Raw genomic sequence first — 19008 nt, 5'->3', positions numbered from 1 at the left:
GTCAATCAGCGACCGGCACCCAGGGTCCAAGGTCGAGCCAACCCCGGTCCACGCTTGCCGGTCGGGTCCGGATCACTGACTCGACCGGTAGCGCGCCGTAGACGTGCGGGAACATGAGGGAGTCAGGGTCCGAGGGGTCGCCGGGCTCCAGCCGGACCTCGACGCCGGCCTGCCGCAGGGCCACGGGGTGTATCTCCAGGACGACGAGAGGGTCGGCATACCGGGCGTAGCAGGCCTTGACCACCCCGGGCAGCTGCTCAGGGTAGGAGGCGTGCAGGAAGCCGACCTCAGCCAGCGTGGCCCCGAGCGTGGACTGCACGTAGGTCCCCGAGGCCACCGCAGCCTGCCAGTGCCGCACCTCGGCGAGGTGCCAGAAAGGACGGTCCTCCGGGGCCTGGTCGTTCACGCGCCGACCTTCAGACCGAGCTGGTTCAGCCGGGCCGTCACCAGGTCGGGCGCCAGCTCCAGGTGCTCGCAGAGCTCCTCGAGGGGGACCCCGGCCTCGACCCCGTCACGCAGTTCCTCGTCCTGCGCGTCGCTCCACGCGTGCCCACCGGTGACGGCGGTACGGGGCGAGCGGGCCACCGGCACCGGATCGGTCGGCAGGGGTGCGCCGCCAATGCCGCGCGCTCCCGGCTCCGCCACCGGCAGCACCTCGGGGGCGGTCGCGTCCAGGCGACGCAGCGCCCCGAGCACCAGCTCGCGGTCCGCGGTGGGCCAGAACGGGGGCAGCGAGCGCTGCAGGAAGCCGGCGTAGCGGGCCGACATCATCCGCGAGTCGAGGAAGGCGACCACGCCGCGGTCATCGCCACGGCGGATCAGCCGGCCGGCGCCCTGGGCCAGGCGCAGCGCGGCGTGGGTCGCTGAGACCGCCATGAACCCGTTGCCGCCCATGCTGCTGATCTTCTCGGTGCGGGCCGAGGACAGGGGGTCATCAGGCCGGGGGAAGGGGATTCGGTCGATGATCACCAGCTGGCAGGCCGGCCCGGGCACGTCTACCCCCTGCCACAGCGACATCGTGCCGAAAAGGCAGGTGCTGGCGTCGGAGGCGAAGCGGCGCACCAGGGCCGGGAGCTGGTCCTCGCCCTGGCAGAGCATGGTGATGCCGGCGTCGGCCAGCCGCTCGCGCATCTGCTCGGCCGCCGTCTCGGCGGCCCGCCGGGAGCTGAACAGCCCGAGCGTGCGCCCCCCGGCCGCACGCACAAGTGCCTCGATCTCGTCGAAGGTCGCCGGGCCGGCGCCGTCGCGACCGGGTGGGGGCAGGTGGGCGGCGACGTAGGCGATGCCCTGCTGGGGGTAGTCAAACGGCGACCCGACGTCCAACCCCTGCCACGGCGGTGACCCCGGCCCCCGCAGCCCGATCGTGCCCGCGACGGCGTCAAAGGTGCCGCCGAGCTCGAGGGTGGCCGAGGTGAGCACCACCGTGCGCTCGCTGAAGATCTTGTCCCGCACCAGCATCGCCACGCTCATCGGCGCCACCCGCAGCACGCTGCCCCGCCGGGGGTCGTGGCTGATCCAGACCACATCCAGCTCGTCATCGGTCAGCACCCGCTCGGCCGTGTCGAAGACATCCTGGACCGCCGCCAGCGCCACCTGGGTGGCGCCGGCGACCTCGCTGCCCTTCTCCGGCTTGAGCTCGCTGAGGCTCGCGCGCGCTGCGTCGCGGACCAGCTGCAGGGTGGTGACCAGCCGCTCGGGCAGCGCCGTCAGCTTGCCTTCAGGCAAGTTCTCCAGGGTCGCGGCGACCAGCTCGACCGTGTCGGCGAGGCGGGCGGCGCCCTCCCCCTTGCCTGCCCGTCGCGCCGCCACCGAGACGGCTGAGGAGGTGAGCTCATCGGTGATCGTGGAGGTGATCCGGTCAGTGAGCTCGTGCGCCTCGTCGATGACGAGCAGGTCGTGGTCGGGCAGCATGAACCGGCCCTCGAAGGCGTCGATCGCCATGAAGCTGTGGTTGGTGACGATGACGTCCACCTCGCCGGCCGCCGCGCGAGAGCGCTCGACGTAGCACTCGGCGACCACCGGGCACTTGCTGCCCAGGCACTCGTGGGCGGTGACCGACACCTGTCGCCATGCCCGGTTGCTGACGCCGGGCACCAGCTCGTCCCGGTCGCCGGACTCGGTGATCTCGGCCCACTGCCGCAGCCGCATGACCTCCTCGCCGAGCCGTCCGCGCTCGCGGTCCACGGAGCCCATCGTCAGCAGGGCTTCCTCGTCCTCGTCCGGGAAGCCGCCGACCAGCTTGTGCTCGCACAGATAGTTCGCGCGACCCTTGACCAGCGCGAACGTGGGCCGGCGGCCGAGCAGCGGCGCCAACGCGTCCGCGATCCGCGGCAGGTCCCGGTCGACGATCTGCGCCTGCAGCGCCAGGGTGGCGGTCGCGACCACGGCAGGCTTGCCGGTGCGGACCGCATGCGCGATCGCCGGCACCAGGTAGGCCAACGACTTGCCCGTGCCGGTCCCGGCCTGCACGAGCAGGTGCTCCTCGCGCTCCACGGCGCGCTCCACGGCCTTGGCCATCCGCACCTGCCCGTCCCGCTCGGCGCCGCCCACGGCGCCGACCGCCGCGCGGAGCAGGGCGTCGAGGCTGCGGTCGTCGGTGTCGGGCACGGGTTCAGGGTATGCGCTCCCACCCCCGACGAGGGTGCCCGTCCACAGCGGGCCGCCCCTCGACCCGGCCCCGGCGCGATGCGGTGCACCGCCGACCGACGGCCCTCTGGGTCAGCCGGTCGCGACCGGCTTGGTCAGCACCCGCTCTACCCCGGTATAGACGTTGAGGGCGGTGCCCCGGTTGAACCCGATGAGCGTCATCCCGGCCTCGTCCGCCAGGTCGGCCGCCAGGGACGAGGGAGCCGAGACCGCCGAGAGCACCGGGATTCCGGCCAGCACCGACTTCTGCACCAGCTCGAACGAGGCCCGCCCGGACACCTGGATCACGCTGCCGCGCAACGGCATACCGTGCTCGCGCAGCGCCCACCCCAGCACCTTGTCCACCGCGTTGTGCCGGCCGACGTCCTCGCGCAGGCAGGCCAGGGTCAGCCCCTCCGTGCCCGGCAGGAAGAGCCCGGCCGCGTGCACGCCGCCGGTCCGGTCGAAGACCGCCTGCGCCTCCCGCAGCCGGTCCGGGAGGGCGAGCAGCTGCGAGAGCGGGTAGGTCGAGCGGTCGGTCGTCAGGTCGTGCGCACCGGTGCGGCGCACCGACTCGATCGAGGCGGTGCCGCAGACGCCGCACGAGCTGGAGGTGTAGACGTGCCGCTCCAGTGTCGGGTCCGGCGGGGGGACACCCTGGGCCAGGGTGACGTCGACGACGTTGTAGTCGCGCAGCCCGTCCGCGCCGATCCCGGAGCGGTAGTCGATCTGGGCCACGTCCGCCCACGAGGTCACCACGCCCTCGCCGTGCAGGAAGCCCACCGCCATGTCGAAGTCATCACCTGGCGTGCGCATGGTGACCGAGAAGGACCGGCCGTTCACCCGGATCTCCAGCGGTTCCTCCCCCGCGAGCACGTCGGCGCGGGCGCGCTCACCCCCGTCCGCGGACAGACGGGTGACGCGTCGGCGCTGGGTCACACGGGCCATGCCCGCCAGCGTAGGCCCGGCGGGGCGCCGGCGGCCCGGCGGATGTGCCGCCTCCCCTCAGCGGTTGGCGATCCCGTCAGGCGCGCAGATGAAGTGGGCCACGAGCGCGGTCCAGCCCGTCTGGTGCGAGGCCCCCAGGCCCACTCCGGAGTCACCGTCAAAGTACTCGCTGAAGGTCGGGTGGGAGTCCCACAGCGGCCCGGAGGGGTGGTGCACCGGCGTGGATGGACGACGTCCGTCCACGCCGGGCCGGAAGAGCCCGACCAGGCGCTGCTCGATCCGGGCGGCCACCTCGTCGATGGGCAGCTCCTCTCCCGAGCCGGTGGGGTACTCCACCGGCCGGCCCGCCCCGGCGCCCCGGCCGTAGGTCCGCAGGGCGTCGGTGAGCAGGGCGTTGACCGGGAGCCAGACGGGCCCGCGCCAGTTGGAGTTGCCGCCGAACATCCGGGAGTCGGACTCCCCCGGGACGTAGGCCAGCGACAGGTCGGAGCCGCCGATCTGCACCTGGACCCCGTCGCGGTGCGCCGCCGACAGCGAGCGCAGCCCGCCGGGCGAGAGGAACTCCGCCTCGTCCAGCATTCGGGCCGCGACCGCGCGCCATTGCCGCCGGTCGACCATCGACAGCGTCCGCAGGGCGTAGCCGTCGTGGTTGGTATGCAGCAGGGCGTCCCGCAGCTCAGGCCGGCGCCGGGTCCACCCGGCGAAGAACTCGGTGAGGTCGGGCAGCTCGTCGAGGACCCAGTTGGGCACGATGGCAACCCCCGCCAGCGGCAGCAGGCCGACCATCGAGCGCACCGGCATCCGGTGGACCTCGCCATCCTCGGTGGTGAGGATGTCGTGGAAGAAGTCGTCCTCCTCGTCCCATAACCGGGCATGCCCGCGGCCGATGTCGTCCATCGCCTGGGCGATCGAGAGGAAGTGGACGAGGAACTTGGTGGCCACCTCGTCCCACGCGGGGTCTTCGCGGGCCAGCTCCATCGACATCCGCAGCATCTTGAGGCAGAAGAGCCCCATCCAGGCGGTGGCGTCTGCCTGCTCCAGCCGCTGCCCGTCGGGCAGCGGGTCGGAGCGGTCGAACAGGCCGATGTTGTCCAGGCCCAGGAAGCCCCCCTCGAAGACGTGGCTGCCGTCGGCGTCCTTGCGGTTCACCCACCAGGGGAAGTTGAGCAGCATTTTGAGCACGACCCGCTCCAGGAAGACCCGGTCCCGCGAGCCGTCGATGCAGTAGACCTGCCACGCCGCCCAGGGGTGCACCGGCGGGTTGACGTCGGAGAAGTTCCACTCGTAGGCGGGCAGCTGGCCGTTGGGGTGCATCGACCACTCGCGGCACATGAGCAGCAGCTGCCACTTGGCGAAGAACGGGTCGACGTGGGCGTAGGCGACGCAGTGGAAGGCCAGGTCCCAGGTGGCGAACCACGGGTACTCCCACTCATCAGGCATCGAGATGACCTCGGCGAGGTTGACGTGCTGCCAGCTGGTGTTGCGCCCGGCCCGCTCCGCCCGCTCCGGCGGCGGGGGCGGCTGACCGGGGTCGCCCTGCAGCCAGCGGGTCACGTCATACAGGTAGAGCTGCTTGCACCACTGCAGCCCCGCGAAGGCCCGGCGCGCCACGAGGGCGTCCTCGGCGTCGGTGCCCTCCGGCAGCACCGCGGCGTAGAACCTGTCCGCTTCCTGCCTGCGCAGCGCGACGACCTCCTCGTCGCCAGGGGCGTCCGAGCCGGGGCCGCGACCCTCGGTCAGCCGCAGCCGCACGGTCACGCTCTGCCCCGGCGCGACCTCGTCAAAGGACCACCAGAAGGCCATCTTCGTCCCCCGCTGCTCGGGGTTGCAGGCGTCGTCCTGACCGTGCACGACCGCGCGGCCCACCGCGTCCTTCGGGTATGCGGTGTGCCCGGGCGGCACCGCGTCCTGCCCGTGGAGGGCGGCTGCGTTGGTGTCGTTCTCGCAGAAGAGGGTCCGCGGCGCCCCCTCGGCGCGCACGGTGACCGACCCCAGGTCGTGGTGCTCGGCCCGGACGACGACGGTGCCGTCCTCGTCGTTGGCCGCCGCGTCGTCGCGCCACAGCGCGGGGCGGCGGTCGTCCAGCCCCCAGGACCAGGTGTTGCGGAACCACACCTGCGGGAGCAGGTGCAGCGGCGCCGACTCCGGTCCGTGGTTGGTCGCGGTGACCTCGACGACGACGTCGCCCGGCGCCGCCTTAGCGTGGGTGACGACGACGTCGAAGAAGCGGCCCTCGTCCAGCACCCCCGTGTCGGCCAGCTCGTGCTCCGGGTCCTCCACCCCCCGCTCGGCGTTGACCCGCAGCAGCTCCTCGTAGGGGTAGGCCGCCTGCGGGTAGCGGTACAGGGTGCTCGCGTAGGAGTGGGTAGGCAGCCCCTCCAGGTGCCACCAGTACTCCTTGACGTCTTCGCCATGGTTGCCCTGCGGGTTGGTCAGCCCGAAGTAGCGCTCCTTGAGCCGGTCGTCGCGGCCGTTCCACATCGCGACGGCGACGTTGAGGTGGCCGTCGACGTCGCTCAGGCCGGCGATGCCGTCCTCGCCCCAGCGGTACGCCCGCAGGTGAGCGTGGTCGAACGGGAAGTGCGTCCAGGCATCCCCGTCCGCCGAGTAGTCCTCACGGACCGTCCCCCACTGGCGGGCGGAGACGTAAGGCCCCCAGCGCCGCCAGGGCGCACGCGGATCCTCGGAGGTGGCCAACCGGTCGTGCTCGGCGGACGTCGGGCGCTGCTGGTCAGGGGTCACCCGACCAGCGTAGGCGGTGGGCAGGGACGGCCCCGGAGGCTCAGACGGCGTACTCGCCCAGCTGACCGTGCAGGTCGGGGTTGACCTTGGCCTGCACCCGGGTGCCATCGCCGGTGTGCTCCTCGCCCAGCACCTCTCCCTCGTCGTGCAACCTGGCGACAAGGTCGCCGCGGTCGTAGGGCAGCAGCACGTCGACCAGGATCTCCGGGCGTGGGAGGACGTCCTCGACGGCAGCGAGCAGCTCTGGGATGCCCGCACCGGTGCGGGCCGAGACGACCACGACGCGCGGGTAGGCGGCGCGCAGACGGTCCAGGGTCTCCGGCTCGGCGATGTCGGCCTTGTTGACCGCGATGATCTCCGGGACCGAGGAGGTGGTCTCCTCGTCGGCGAAGACCTCGTCGAGGACGGCGTGCACCGCGGCGATCTGGCCCTCGGGGTCCGGGTGGGAGCCGTCGACCACGTGCAGCAGCACGTCCGAGTCGGCGGCCTCTTCCAGGGTGGAACGGAAGGCCTCGACAAGTTGGTGCGGCAGGTTGCGCACGAAGCCGACGGTGTCGGACAGGGTGTAGTTGCGGCCGTCCTCGCTCTCGTGGCGGCGCACCGTGGGGTCCAGGGTGGCGAAGAGCTGGTTCTGCACCAGCACGCCCGCCCCGGTGAGCCGGTTGAGGATCGAGGACTTCCCGGCGTTGGTGTAACCAATGATGGCCACGCTGGGCACGTGCTGCGAACGGCGCGAGGAGCGCTTGGTGTCGCGCACCGTCTTCATGTCCTTGATGTCGCGGCGCAGCTTGGAGATCCGGGTGTTGATCCGTCGGCGGTCCAGCTCGATCTTCGTCTCACCAGGGCCGCGGGAGCCGATGCCCTCACCGCCGGCGACGCGTCCACCGGCCTGCCTGGACATCGACTCACCCCAGCCGCGCAGGCGCGGCAACAGGTACTCCAGCTGGGCCAGCTCGACCTGGGCTCGGCCCTCCTTGCTCTTGGCGTGCTGGGCAAAGATGTCGAGGATCAGCGCGGTGCGGTCGATCACCTTGACCTTGACGACGTCCTCAAGGGCACGACGCTGGGACGGTCCGAGCTCGCCGTCCACGATGACCGTGTCTGCACCCTCGGCGGCAACGATCTCCCGCAGCTGGGCCGCCTTGCCCGAGCCGAGGTAGGTGGCGGCGTCCGGCTTGAGCCGGCGCTGGATGACGCCGTCGAGCACGGTCGAGCCGGCCGTCTCGGCCAGCGCGGAGAGCTCACGCAGGGAGGTCTCAGCGTCTTCCAGGGTGTTCTGCCCGTTGTCCTCCCAGACGGAGGCGAGGACGACCCGCTCCAGGCGCAGCTGGCGGTACTCGACCTCGGTGACGTCCTCGAGCTCGGTGGACAACCCGCCGACCCGGCGCAAGGCAGCACGCTCCTCGCGGTCCAGCTGGTCGCCGTCGACGTCGGGCGCAGCCTCCCCGCCGTCGGCGTCCTCACCGCTCCAGGTGCCCCAGTCATGCCCGTGCAGGTCGATCGTGCTCTCGTCCAGCGCGTCGGCGCGCCGGTCGAGGACGCGCTTGCGGGGGGTCTGCTCGGCAGAGCTGTGCGGCTGGGCCATGGTCTCCTTCAGGTATGCGGTGCGGTGGGTCACGCGTCCGCGTGCTCTCCACCCTCTCACCAGTCAACGCACGGTGCCACCGATTTCTGCCCGGGCCGTAGGCTGCTGGCGTGCAGCCCGACCACTACTTCACCGCCCAGCCGGCCTCCGACGGGGAGCTGCATCGACGTGCGGTCCGGCTGGCCGGTCGGGACGTCGAAGTTGTCACCGCCGGGGGGATCTTCTCCCCCGACGGCGTCGACAAGGGCACCCGGGTGCTGCTTGAGGAGGTGCCTGCACCGCCCGGCGAAGGCACCTTCCTCGACCTCGGCTGCGGGTGGGGGCCGCTGGCCCTGGCGATGGCGATGGCGTCGCCGGCCGCGACGGTGCACGCCGTCGACGTCAACGCCCGGGCGCTGGACCTGGCGCGCCGCAACGCCCAGGCCCTGGGCTGCACCGGGGTCCGGGTGGCCCGCCCCGAGGAGGTGGACGCGGACGTGCGGTTCGACCTCGTCTGGTCCAACCCCCCGATCCGGGTCGGCAAGCAGGTCCTGCACGAGATGCTCACCACCTGGCTGCCGCGGCTGCGCGAGGGCGGCACGGCCTACCTCGTCGTGCAGAAGAACCTGGGCTCGGACTCGCTGCACCGGTGGCTGCAGGAGACCTTGCCCGGTCTCATGGGTGAGGTGCAGGTGTCCCGGGCCGCGAGCAGCAAGGGCTTCCGGATCCTGCAGGTGCGCCGGCCATGACTGACCTGGGCGACTACCTGTCGACGCTGGCCACCGTCAACCGGCACGGCTTCGGCTTCCTGCTGGCCTACGGCACCACCTGGCTGGCGGCGGCCGCCTTGTGGTGGCGCCTCGGCCCCCGAGTCGGCGCCTACGCCGCCCTCTTCCAAGGACTGGTCGCCCTCCCGCTCGGCCTGACCCTGACCGCACTGTTCGCCGCCGGAGAACGACCGGACGACCCGACCATGAACGCCCTGTCCATCTACCTCGCCATGGGCCAGCTGCTCCTGCTTCCCCTGGCCGTCGTGCTCCTCGTCCGCCAGCACTTCCTGCTCGCCACGGCCTTCCAGGCGGTCGTGGTGGCCGTGCACTTCGTGCCCTACTCCTGGCTCTACGGCACACCCCTGTTTGCCGTGCTGGGCCCCGTCATCGCGTTCGCCGTAACCGTCGTGGTCGCACAGCAAGACCGGTGGGCCGGGGAGACGAGGACCGGGCGCACACCCGGGGCCCTGGTGTGCCTGTCGGTCGGGGTATCGATGGCGCTCGGCGGCGTCATCGCCCTGCTGCTGTGAACCGGGCCTGGCGGTCCGACTCCTGGGTCAGGCGTCCTCGGCCTGGCGCACGACGTCCAGCGCCCGGTCCACCAGGTCGGGGTCGTCGTGCTCCAGCCACACCACCCGGGGATCGGCGCCGAACCACCGCTCCTGCCGGCGCGCCAGGCGCCGCGTCGCCACGACTGTCTCGGCGACCGCCTCGTCCTGCGTGAGTTCCCCGTCCAGCTGGCGCAGCGCCTGGGCGTAGCCCACCGCCCGGGACGCGGTCCGGCCGTTGCGCAGGCCCTCCCCCTGCAAGGTCCGAACCTCCTCCACCAGCCCGGCCCGCCACATCCCGGCGGCCCGCTGCTCGATCCGGGCGTCCAGCACCTCACGCGGCGCCCGCAGCCCGATCAGGACCGCAGGTTCCACGAACTCTCGGGACGGCAGGGTGGCGCTGAACGGGCGCCCGGTCAGCTCGATCACCTCCAGGGCCCGGACGATCCGGCGCCCGTTGCGCGGTTCGATCGCTGCGGCCGCAGCCGGGTCGAGCTCGACGAGCCGGTCGTGCAGGGGCTGGGCGCCCTCCACCTCCAGCCGCTCCTCCCACCACGCCCGGACCCGCGGGTCCGTCGGCGGGATCTCCAGCCGATCCAACAGGGCCCGCACGTACAACCCCGAGCCGCCCACGACGACCGGCACCCGCCCCCGCTTCCGGATCCCGGCCAGATCGGCCCGGCCCGCCTGCTGGTAGGCCGCCACGCTCGCCTCCTGGGTCACCGTCAGTACGTCCAGCTGGTGGTGGGGTATGCCGTGCCGCTGCTCCGCCGGCAGCTTGGCGGTGCCGATGTCCATACCCCGGTAGAACTGGGAGGCGTCGGCGTTGACCACCTCTCCATCGAAGAGGCCGGCCAGGGCCAGCCCGAGGTCGGACTTGCCGGTGGCCGTCGGTCCCACGACGGCGACCGTCCTGGTGCCCTCGTCCCCCGGGCCGCCACCGGCCACCGACACAACTTCCGCCGGGTCCGTGCCACCTGAGCTCATGACTGGCATCCTGTCACTGGCGACCAGACCCCGGGCAGGCCGCCTTTGGGGGCTCCACCAGGTCGCCAGCGACGAGGAGACAACGATGTCCACTCCCCCTGACCCCCACCAGCAGCCCGGCCCGAACCGTCCCGGTCCCGGCGGGCGCGGCAGCGATCTGAGCACCTCCAGCACGGGTCTGATCAAGGCCCTGTTCGACTTCAACTTCGACACCTTCATCACCCCCAAGATCGTCAAGATCGTCTACGTGGTCGCCACCGTGCTGGTGGGCCTGGCCACGCTGGGGATGATCTTCAGTGCCCTGGCGATGATGACCGACGGAGGCGTGGCCGTCCTCCTCGGCCTGATCTTCCTGGTGGCCGCCCCGATCCTGGGTCTGGTCTACCTGGCCTTCATCCGGATGAGCCTGGAGCTCTACTACGCCGTGATCCGCCTGTCCGAGGACGTTCACCACGGACCCGGACGGCTGTGACGCGCCGTCCACCCCGGTTGCCGCCGGCCGGCGACCGGGGCAGGCTGGCGGCATGAGCGAGACGACCAGCAGCCCGCGGGACCGTGACGAGGACGAGGAGCAGGGCTCCTTCGTCGGTGGCGAGTTCGGCCACGGCGACAACACCGAGGACGGCCACCTGACCAGCGCCCAGCAGGCTGAGGCCGAGCGCGAGCGCGAGGCCCACCTGGCCGACCCGGACCAGTCCGCGGCGATCACCCAGGAGACGGTCGTCGATCCCCTCGGCGAGTCGACCCTGGCCAGCGCGTCTGCTGGTCCTGACGGGTCCGGAGGCCTCGGTGGCGACGTCGAGGGAATCGGCACCGAGCCGGCGCCGGGCGACCGCAACGAACCCCTCTAAAGGCCTGCCCCCTACTCTCGGTCCATGTCCCGCACGACGATCGAGGTCCACGTCATCGCCGACTCCACGGGCGACACGGCCGCCCGCGTCGCCCGTGCGGCCGCGGCCCAGTACGCCGGATACGACGTACGGATCATTCGCCACCCCCGGCAGTCCAGCGCGGACGGGCTGCTCGACGCCTTCGGCCGGATGCACCCGGACCGGGCCCGCACGGTCGTCTTCTCCACCGTCGTTGACGAAGGCCTGCGCCACCTGGTGGCCCAGCTGTGCGCCGAGCGGGGGTTGCCGCACGCGGACCTGCTCGAGCCGGCGGTCGCCGCCCTGACGTCCGCGACCGGGCAGGCTCCCGAGCGGGTGGTGCGCCCCGTCGGGGTGAGCGAGGACTACTTCAAGCGGGTCCAGGCGATGGAGTTCGCCATCGCCAACGACGACGGCAACCTGCAGAACCACCTGCGAGAGGCCGACATCGTCCTGGTCGGGGTCAGCCGCTCGGGCAAGACGCCCCTGGCCATGTACCTGGGATATCTGGGGTTCAAGACCGCCAACATCCCGCTCGTCCCCGGCATCCCGGTCCCTGGCCAGCTGCACGAGGTCGAGCGCTGGAAGATCGTCGGGCTGAGCATCGACCCCGAGCGGCTGCAGCAGATCCGTGGCCGCCGGCTGCGGGCGATGGGCAGCGTTGGGGTGCGCCGGGACGGTTACACCGACCTGGTCAAGATCTTCGACGAGCTGGACGAGATCAGCGGCGTCCAGCGCAACCTGGGCTGCCCGATCATCGACACCACCGACATCGCGCTGGAGGAGGCCGCCGGCCGGGTCATCGAGCTGGTCGAGCGGCGCAAGGAGGCCGCACAGGGGCGGTGAGACCTTTCCCGGGGGTGGCGATACTCTCGGTGGTGTCCGGCGGGGCGCTGGTGCCCCGTCCCCCCTCACGAGGAGCGATCTGCCGATGACCGGTGAAGCCGCCAAGTACCTCTACGACATGTCTGAGGGCAGCGCCCAGATGCGCACCATCCTGGGTGGGAAGGGTGCCAACCTGGCAGAGATGAAGCGCCTGGGCATCCCTGTCCCGGACGGTTTCACGGTGAGCACCGCCGCCTGTGTGGACACCATGCGCGCCGGGGGTGAGTGGCCCGACGGCTTGTGGGAGGACGTGCAGACCGCCCTGGAGCGCCTGCAGGAGCGCACCGGACGCACCCTGGGCGGACAGGACCCGCTGCTGCTCTCGGTCCGCTCGGGGGCCGTCTTCTCCATGCCGGGGATGATGGACACCATCCTTAACCTGGGCATCGGCGACGACACCGTCGAGGCGCTCGCGGCCCAGGCCGACAACCCGCGCTTCGCCTGGGACTCCTACCGCCGGTTCATCCAGATGTATGGCGACGTCGTCGAGGGCGTCCCGCCGCACCTGTACGAGGACGAGCTGACCTCGCTCAAGGCCCGTCGCGGGGTCGAACAGGACACCCACCTGTCCACCGAGGACCTACAGGAGCTGGTGGCGACCTTCAAGGACGTCTCGCGCCGCGAGCTGGGTAGGGACCTGCCCACGGACCCGCACGAGCAGCTGCGTCGGGCGATCGACGCCGTCTTCCGATCCTGGGACACCCCCGCGCCCGGGTCTACCGCAAGGCCAACGACATCCCCGATGACCTGGGGACGGCGGTGAACGTCATGCAGATGGTCTTCGGCAACCGCGGCGAGACCTCCGCCACCGGCGTTTGTTTCACCCGCGACCCCTCCACCGGCGCGCACGAGCTCTACGGCGAGTTCCTGGTCAACGCCCAGGGCGAGGACGTGGTCGCCGGCATCCGCACCCCGCGCCCGCTGCCGGAGATGGAGCAGGTGCTGCCGCAGGCCTACGAGCAGCTGGTGGCGACGATGCGCGACCTCGAGGCGCACTACAAGGACATGCAGGACATCGAGTTCACCGTCGAGGAGGGCACGCTCTACCTGTTGCAGACCCGTAACGGCAAGCGCACGGCGGCGGCCGCGCTCAAGGTCGCCCGCGACATGGTCGAGGAGGGCGTGCTCACCCGCGAGGAGGCGCTGCAGCGGGTGGAGCCCGGGCAGCTGGACCAGCTGCTGCACCCCGCCATCGACGCCGAGCACGGCCGGACGCCGGTGACCAAGGGCCTGCCGGCCTCCCCCGGCGCCGCCGTGGGCGAGGTCGTCTTCGACGCCGACACCGCCGCCCGGCGCGGTGAGGCGGGGGAGGCGGTCGTGCTGGTCCGCTACGAGACCACCCCCGATGACATCCACGGCGTGATCCAGGCCCAGGGCGTGCTGACCGCGCACGGCGGGATGACCTCGCACGCCGCCGTGGTCGCGCGCGGCATGGGCAAACCCTGCGTGGCCGGTGCCAACGCGATCCGGATCAACACCTCCGAGAAGTCGCTGACCATCGGTGACCGGGTCTTCCGCGACGGGGACGTCATCACCCTCGATGGCTCGACCGGCCACGTCTACGGCGAGGCGCTGGAGCTGGTGCCCCCGCAGATCAACGAGGACTTCGAGGCGATCCTGGGCTGGGCCGACGAGGTCCGGCGCCTGGGCGTGCGCGCCAACGCCGACACCGGCGAGGACGCGGCGAAGGCCCGCGAGCTCGGCGCGGCCGGCATCGGGCTGTGCCGCACCGAGCACATGTTCATGGCCGCCGACCGGCTGCCCGCCGTGCGGGAGATGATCCTGGCCGAGGACGAGGACGCGCGGGCCCAGGCTCTGGAGAAGATCCTACCGATGCAGCAGGAGGACTTCGAGGCGATCTTCACGGCGATGAAGGGCCTGCCGGTGACCGTCCGGCTGCTGGACCCGCCGCTGCACGAGTTCCTGCCCCCGCTGGTGGACCAGTCGCTGCTCGTCCAGCGTTTGGAGCTCACCGACGGCGACGGGGGCGAGCTGGAGCGGGCGAGGGTCCTGCTCGGACAGGTCAAGCGCCTGCACGAGCAGAACCCGATGCTGGGCACCCGCGGCTGCCGGCTGGCCATGCTCTACCCGGAGATCCCGGCCATGCAGGCCCGCGCCATCGTCCGGGCCGCCCTGGCCGTGCGCGAGCGGGAGGGCGAGACGGCCGGCGTGGAGATCATGATCCCGCTGGTCGCCTACGCCGCCGAGCTGCAGAGCCAGCGCCGGGTGGTGGAGGAGGTCGTGGCCGAGGAGCTGGAGTCCGCCGGGGCGGAGCTGGAGGTCAGCGTCGGCACGATGATCGAGCTGCCCCGCGCCTGCGTGGTCGCCGACCAGATCGCCGAGCACGCCGACTTCTTCTCCTTCGGCACCAACGACCTCACCCAGACCGGCATCGGGATCTCCCGCGACGACGCCGAGGGCGGCTTCCTGTCCGACTACGTCGCCGAGGAGGTCATCCCGAGCAACCCGTTCGAGTCGATCGACCGCGACGGTGTGGGCGCCCTGGTCCAGATCGGCGTGGAGAAGGGGCGGGGCGCCAAGCCCGGGCTGAAGCTCGGCGTCTGCGGAGAGCACGGCGGCGACCCCGCCTCGATCGCGCTCTTCGACGAGTTGGGCCTCGACTACGTCTCTTGCTCCCCCTTCCGGGTGCCGATCGCCCGGTTCGCTGCCGCTCGCGCCGTCCTGGGCGGGCAGAAGCGCGCCGACGGCTGACCTCCCACCCCGACAGGACACGATCCATCAGCACCGACCTGACCGAGCCCGACCGTTCCTGGCTGCAGACCTTGCGGGACCTCGGCGGCTTTCACGAGCTGACTGCGCCCCCACCGCCGGGGTCGGACGCCATGCCCTGGGAGCAGGTGCTCGCCGAGCAGTCGCTGACCGCACGGTTCGTCCACGTCCGGGAGGTCCTGGCGGCGAGCAGCGGTCTGCCGGTGGACGACGTCGACCCCAAGGTCGCGGTGTCCGCGGCCCAGGTCGCCCTCGCCTCACGTCTCTGGTCGGTGACGCTGGCGAGCGCCGTCCTGCACCAGCACGTCCCGGATGTCTCCCCCGCCAACCTCGTGGCCAGCCCCGCGCACCGCGGCCCCGTGCCGCTGGGGCTGAGCGACCCGCAGCGCTGGTATGCCGCCGGCTCGCTCGACCAGGCCGTCACCGCGATCGACGGCCTGGTCGTGCGGGGCAGCCTGGCAGCCCTGAACCACGCCTGCGGTCGGATCGGCCGCACCCCGCAGCGGGTGCTGGCTAGCAACGCCACGTCCTCGCTGGTCGGCGCGGCCCGGGTGCTGGCCCGGCTGCGCCCCGACGCCGGACCCCGGGCGTGGGCGCTGGCCCGGGCGCTGCTCGCCCTGGACGGCGTGGCTCAGGGCGGTGGCCTGCGCGACCCCGGGACGCTGCCCGAAGGCGTCGGTGGGGCGACGGAGCGAGCGGGTGAGGTGTTTCTGCGCTCCGGCTGCTGCGTCTTCTACCGGCTCCCGGGCCACGGGCTGTGCCCCGACTGCGTCCTGGCGCAGCACCACGCGGAGCGGGTCACCCCAGCCCACTGAGGGGCCGAGGTGGGTTTCACGACCTGCTGGCGCGGCCGGCCACATCGCGGCGCCGTGGCGGTGTAGCGTGAGGCTCAGCGCGGCCGGACAGAGCCCCTCCCCGAGGTCTCGTCCCAGGAGTAGACCTCGACCCCGTCGATCCAGGTGCGCAGCACCCGCGACTGCAGCTCGAACGGGTCGCCGGACCAGAGCACCAGGTCGGCGTCCTTGCCCACGGCCACCGAGCCCACCCGGTCCTGCACCCCGAGCACCCTGGCCGGGTTGAGCGTCACCGCCCGCAGTGCGGCATCACGGTCCATACCCTCCCGGACGGCGAGTGCCGCCTGGGTGATGAGGTACTCGATCGGCACGACCGGGTGGTCGGTGATGATCGAGACCTCCACGCCGGCCCGGTCCAGGATGCCGGGAGCGCGCAGCGAGCGGTCCCGCACCTCGACCTTGCTGCGGGAGACGATCATCGGGCCGTAGAGCACCGGGACCTGCTTCTGCGCCAGCACGTCCGCCAGCAGATAGCTCTCGGTGCCGTGGTCCAGCACCAGCCGGTAGCCGAACTCGTCGGCCAGCCGCAGCGCGGTGGCGATGTCGTCGGCCCGGTGGCAGTGCTGGCGCCACGGGATCTCCCGGTCAAGGACCTTGCCCAGCACCTCCGCGACCAGGTCGGTGTCGACCGGCTTGCCCTCGGCCGCGGCCACCTTGGCCTGGTAGGACCGGGCCGCGGCGAAGGCCCGCCGCAGGACCAGCGCGACCCCTAGTCGGGTCGAGGGCGTCTTCTTCTGCTCGCCGTAGACCCGCTTGGGGTTCTCCCCCAGCGCTGACTTGACCCCGGAGGGGTTGCGCAGCACCATCTCGTCGACCATCCGGCCGTAGGTCTTCAGCGCGACCGCCTGTCCCCCGATCGGGTTGCCCGAGCCGGGGGTGATGTTGACGGTGGTGATGCCGCCCATGAGGGCGTCGTCGAAGCCGGCCTCGCGCGGGTTGATCCCGTCGATCGCCCGCGCGGCGGCCATCACCGGGTCGGTCATCTCGTTGGTGTCCTGACCGGCCCAGCCCTCGCCCTCCTCCCAGACACCCAGGTGGACGTGGGCGTCGACCAGGCCGGGCAGCACCCAGCCGCCAGCGGCGTCGATCACCTCGGCGTCGGCGGGCACCTCCACCTGACCGGACTCACCCAACGCCTCGATCCGGCCGTCGCGGACCAGGACGACCCCGCCCTGGATCGGGTCACCCTCGACGGGCACGACGTAGCCCCCCACGACGGCAAGGATGGAGGGCGAGGTCTGGTCGGTCCGGGCGCTGGTCTCTGCAGAGGTTGTCGACATGAATCTCACCCTAGACAGCCCCCGCGCGTCCCGGCTCACCGGGACGAATGTGACTGACGCCTCATACCCTCGGCTCGACCAGCACAAGCCAGACCCTTGTGCCTCCTGCGCCTGGATGGAACACTGGGGAACAGTGTGTACAACTTCCACGTTGGCACTTCAGATGTAGCGGGCGTACGACTCAGGGCGCTCGCAGGACGAGAGCAATGATGTGTCGTCCCGTCCGGCGATGTTTCCCTGCTAGCCAGACCGGTGACGACCTCGAGCGCTGTCCCCGGACGGCGAGCAAGGAGTACTACTGATGGACTGGCGCGATCGCGCGGCGTGCCTCGACGAAGACCCTGAACTCTTCTTCCCGATCGGCAACACCGGCCCGGCGCTGCAGCAGATCGAAGAGGCCAAGGCCGTCTGCCGCACCTGCCCGGTGATCGACACCTGCTTGAAGTGGGCACTGGAGACCGGTCAGGACGCCGGCGTCTGGGGAGGACTGTCCGAGGACGAGCGTCGGGCCCTGAAGCGGCGCAAGGCGCGGGCCCGCCGGGCCGGTTAGAACCGCCCGGGCGGGACGCCCGCCCCCGTCCGGGGCACCCGCACCACGCAGACCGCTCACCCCTGACCCCACGCCCCTGCCCCCGGCAGCCGCACGATGAACCGTACGACGGTTCCGTGCGGCTGTGCTGTTCCCCAGGAGATATCCCCGCGCAGGTCGGTGAGCAGAGCCTGCACGATCTGCATCCCCAGCCCGCTGCCCGGACCCTCCCCCGTCCGGGCCGCGGCGGCCGCCGGCCCCGACATTCCCCGGCCGTTGTCGCGGACCTCCACCTCGAGCACGTCCTCGGTGTTGTCCACGCGGCGTCGGGCCTGCACCACGACCCGGGGGGCGGGCCGCTCCCCGTCAGCCTCCTCGAAGCCGTGCTCGACAGCGTTGTGCACCAGCTCGGCGAGCACCATCGCCAGGTGGGTCGCCGCCTCCGCCCGCAACCGCCCGAAGCTGCCCTCCAGGGCGGTCGCGACCGGCAGGGTGCGGGTCGAGGCCACCTCGGCGGTGGCGCGCAGGATGCGGGTGGCGACCTCGTCGAAGTCGACCGACTCGGTGAATCCCTGGGACAGCGTGTCGTGCACCAGCGCCACCGTGGACAGCCGCCGTCCGGCCTCGGCCAGCGCCGCCTGCGCGCCCGGGTCGGTCAGCCGACGCGACTGCAGCCGCAGCAGCGCCGCCACCGTCTGCAGGTTGTTCTTCACCCGGTGGTGGATCTCCCGGATGGTTGCGTCCTTGCTCAGCAGCTCGCGCTCGCGCCGCCGCAGCTCGCTGACGTCGCGCAGCAGCAGCAGCGCACCCACCCGTTGCCCCCGGCGGGTCAGCGGCACCGCCCGCAGGGTGAGGTTGAGCGACGGTGTGGCGATCTCGGTGCCCCACGGCGCGCGCCCGGTCAGCACCAACGGCACCGTCTCGTCCAGCGTCGTGCCCTGCGGCAGCCGCGAGGTGACGATCTCGGACAGATCGGCCCCCAGCACCGGGTCGGTGTGCCCCAGCCGGCGCAGGGCCGACACCGCGTTCGGGCTGGCGTAGTCGATGACCCCCTCCGCGGTGAGCCGCACCACCCCGTCGCCGACCCGGGGTGTGCCCCTCCCCACCCCGCCGGAGGCTGCCCCCTCGGTCGGGAAGCCGCCCTCGGCGATCATGCTGAAGAGCTGCTGGCTGATCTGCAGGTAGTTGACCTCCAGGCCGCCCTGCTGGCGCATGTTCTGCAGGTCGGTATGCCGCACCATCACCGCGATCGCCCGGCCCGCCCGCACCACCGGGATGTACTGCTCCCGCACGAAACCGACCTCCGGCGGTGTCACCGGCCGGGCGGTCTGCATCACCTGCTGTAGCCACCCCTGCCGCTCCTGGGTGGGGGGCTGGCCGATGACGTCCTCGTGGTAGAAGTTCGGTCCCGTCGACGGCCGGGCGTGGGCGGCCAGGAACCACGGCGAGACGTGCGGGTCCGACTCGTCGTCCTGCTGCACCGGCAGCCACAGCGTCAGGTCCGCAAAGGACAGGTCCGCCAGCATCTGCCAGTCCCCGACCAGCCGGTACAGCCAGTCGACGTCGGCGCTCGACATCGTCGACCGGGACAGGGTCTCGCGCAAGGAGGGCACGCGAGGAGCCTAACCGCGGCGGGCGGCACAGCTCCCGTCGGGCCGGACGTGGCTCCCACCGGGC

The 19008-nt window shown here is 71.9% G+C and carries 17 protein-coding genes; 9 read left to right on the top strand and 8 right to left on the bottom strand.

Annotated elements, in window-relative coordinates:
* Position 1 precedes the first annotated feature (1 nt).
* The 5 genes from FY030_RS04300 to hflX all read right to left on the bottom strand — a co-directional run bounded on the left by FY030_RS04300 (position 2) and on the right by hflX (position 7900).
* A complete protein-coding gene (locus tag FY030_RS04300) occupies positions 2 to 406 on the bottom strand; it encodes a DUF952 domain-containing protein (RefSeq protein WP_202879755.1) in 405 nt (134 codons plus the stop codon).
* Positions 403 to 2607, bottom strand: a complete 2205-nt coding sequence (locus FY030_RS04295; RefSeq protein WP_158060432.1) for an ATP-dependent DNA helicase — start codon at positions 2605 to 2607, stop codon at positions 403 to 405. The genes FY030_RS04300 and FY030_RS04295 overlap by 4 nt, the downstream gene beginning before the upstream one ends.
* Positions 2608 to 2718: 111 nt before the next feature.
* Complete coding sequence (gene fdhD / locus FY030_RS04290) at positions 2719 to 3573, bottom strand: formate dehydrogenase accessory sulfurtransferase FdhD (RefSeq protein WP_158060431.1); 855 nt, start codon at positions 3571 to 3573, stop codon at positions 2719 to 2721.
* Positions 3574 to 3630: 57 nt separating this feature from the next.
* Complete coding sequence (locus tag FY030_RS04285) at positions 3631 to 6315, bottom strand: MGH1-like glycoside hydrolase domain-containing protein (protein WP_158060430.1); 2685 nt, start codon at positions 6313 to 6315, stop codon at positions 3631 to 3633.
* Between the two features lie 40 nt (positions 6316 to 6355).
* Positions 6356 to 7900 (bottom strand): GTPase HflX, encoded by a 1545-nt coding sequence (gene hflX / locus FY030_RS04280; RefSeq protein ID WP_158062628.1) that lies wholly within the window; start codon positions 7898 to 7900, stop codon positions 6356 to 6358.
* 110 nt (positions 7901 to 8010) lie between these two features.
* Here hflX and FY030_RS04275 point away from each other — a divergent pair, with 110 nt between their 5' ends.
* Together FY030_RS04275 and FY030_RS04270 are read left to right on the top strand one after the other, a co-directional pair.
* Entirely contained in the window at positions 8011 to 8628 is a 618-nt protein-coding gene (locus tag FY030_RS04275; RefSeq protein ID WP_158060429.1) for a class I SAM-dependent methyltransferase, read from the top strand.
* Complete coding sequence (locus FY030_RS04270) at positions 8625 to 9179, top strand: DUF7010 family protein (RefSeq protein WP_158060428.1); 555 nt, start codon at positions 8625 to 8627, stop codon at positions 9177 to 9179. The genes FY030_RS04275 and FY030_RS04270 overlap by 4 nt, the downstream gene beginning before the upstream one ends.
* A gap of 27 nt (positions 9180 to 9206) precedes the next feature.
* Here FY030_RS04270 and miaA read toward each other — a convergent pair whose 3' ends face one another.
* Positions 9207 to 10184, bottom strand: coding sequence for a tRNA (adenosine(37)-N6)-dimethylallyltransferase MiaA (miaA, locus tag FY030_RS04265; protein WP_158060427.1), 978 nt, complete (start codon positions 10182 to 10184; stop codon positions 9207 to 9209).
* An 85-nt stretch (positions 10185 to 10269) separates the two neighbouring features.
* On the opposite strand from miaA, the gene FY030_RS04260 reads away from it, so the two are divergent.
* The 6 genes from FY030_RS04260 (at position 10270) to FY030_RS04240 (ending at position 15483) form a co-directional block, all read left to right on the top strand.
* Complete coding sequence (locus FY030_RS04260) at positions 10270 to 10656, top strand: DUF4282 domain-containing protein (RefSeq protein WP_192498715.1); 387 nt, start codon at positions 10270 to 10272, stop codon at positions 10654 to 10656.
* A gap of 52 nt (positions 10657 to 10708) precedes the next feature.
* Positions 10709 to 11035 (top strand): hypothetical protein, encoded by a 327-nt coding sequence (locus FY030_RS04255; RefSeq protein ID WP_158060425.1) that lies wholly within the window; start codon positions 10709 to 10711, stop codon positions 11033 to 11035.
* A 24-nt stretch (positions 11036 to 11059) separates the two neighbouring features.
* Positions 11060 to 11899 (top strand): pyruvate, water dikinase regulatory protein, encoded by an 840-nt coding sequence (locus FY030_RS04250; RefSeq protein WP_158060424.1) that lies wholly within the window; start codon positions 11060 to 11062, stop codon positions 11897 to 11899.
* Positions 11900 to 11984: 85 nt separating this feature from the next.
* Positions 11985 to 12701, top strand: a complete 717-nt coding sequence (locus tag FY030_RS17395; protein ID WP_475475136.1) for a PEP/pyruvate-binding domain-containing protein — start codon at positions 11985 to 11987, stop codon at positions 12699 to 12701.
* Positions 12698 to 14650, top strand: coding sequence for a pyruvate, phosphate dikinase (gene ppdK, locus FY030_RS04245; protein ID WP_475475135.1), 1953 nt, complete (start codon positions 12698 to 12700; stop codon positions 14648 to 14650). Before FY030_RS17395 ends, ppdK begins: the two co-directional genes overlap by 4 nt.
* Positions 14651 to 14781: 131 nt before the next feature.
* Positions 14782 to 15483, top strand: coding sequence for a (2Fe-2S)-binding protein (locus FY030_RS04240; RefSeq protein WP_158060423.1), 702 nt, complete (start codon positions 14782 to 14784; stop codon positions 15481 to 15483).
* Between the two features lie 74 nt (positions 15484 to 15557).
* Here the strand turns inward: FY030_RS04240 and FY030_RS04235 are convergent, their stop codons facing one another.
* Positions 15558 to 16802: an amidohydrolase gene (locus tag FY030_RS04235; protein ID WP_158060422.1), complete on the bottom strand. Its 1245-nt coding sequence runs from the start codon at positions 16800 to 16802 to the stop codon at positions 15558 to 15560.
* 301 nt (positions 16803 to 17103) lie between these two features.
* On the opposite strand from FY030_RS04235, the gene FY030_RS04230 reads away from it, so the two are divergent.
* Positions 17104 to 17352, top strand: a complete 249-nt coding sequence (locus FY030_RS04230) for a WhiB family transcriptional regulator (RefSeq protein WP_075958809.1) — start codon at positions 17104 to 17106, stop codon at positions 17350 to 17352.
* 56 nt (positions 17353 to 17408) lie between these two features.
* Here the strand turns inward: FY030_RS04230 and FY030_RS04225 are convergent, their stop codons facing one another.
* Positions 17409 to 18944 (bottom strand): sensor histidine kinase, encoded by a 1536-nt coding sequence (locus FY030_RS04225; RefSeq protein WP_238348545.1) that lies wholly within the window; start codon positions 18942 to 18944, stop codon positions 17409 to 17411.
* Between the last annotated feature and the right edge of the window lie 64 nt (positions 18945 to 19008).

Source organism: Ornithinimicrobium pratense, assembly GCF_008843165.1.
GTDB lineage: Bacteria > Actinomycetota > Actinomycetes > Actinomycetales > Dermatophilaceae > Ornithinicoccus > Ornithinicoccus pratensis.
This window is presented reverse-complemented; position numbering and strand designations above follow the sequence as displayed.